Below are 538 nucleotides of genomic sequence, written 5' to 3'. Positions count from 1 at the left end.
CATACCCCCCCTCCGCCGCCCTGATCACCTCATTACCCGGCAAACTCCCATCCAACGCCGGACCGAAGATCGGCGTCACCGTCGTGCCCGCCGCATCCGTACGCCCACCCCCCGCATGCCCCGACTCGATCCGCCCGATCCCCGCCAGCAAACTCCACGACAACCCACACCCCGGCGTCGAGGACGCCAACGCCAACTCCGCATTCCGATACGCCGCCAACACCACCTCCGGAATCCCCAACGCACCCCCCACCCCAGGCAACGAAAACTCCTGCAACGGCACCGCACCCGCGAACGGCGCCACCCCCGGCGTCACCGCCCGCAACCGCCGCGGCCCCTCCGCCGCCACCGGCAACAACCCCACCACCCGCGACTCGGCGTTCGCCGCCGCCGCCAACACCTCCGGCGCCCGCGGCGCCGACACCCCCACCGGAGACTGCGCCCCCGAACCACTCACCACCACACCAGCAACAACCAAAGCCGAGACCGTTATCGGAGCAGATACACGCATTCGGCCACACCCAATCCTCGACGTCGT

The 538-nt window shown here is 69.9% G+C and carries 1 pseudogene; it reads left to right on the top strand.

The features are described 5' to 3' along the window. Positions 1-538 (top strand): annotated as a pseudogene (locus tag ACL03I_RS39475) (hypothetical protein); the annotation flags it as partial.

The sequence above is a fragment of the Nocardia sichangensis genome (genome assembly GCF_047200615.1).
Lineage (GTDB): Bacteria > Actinomycetota > Actinomycetes > Mycobacteriales > Mycobacteriaceae > Nocardia > Nocardia sichangensis.
The sequence above is the reverse complement of the archived record's forward strand: the minus strand, read 5'-3'. Positions and strand labels throughout refer to the sequence as shown.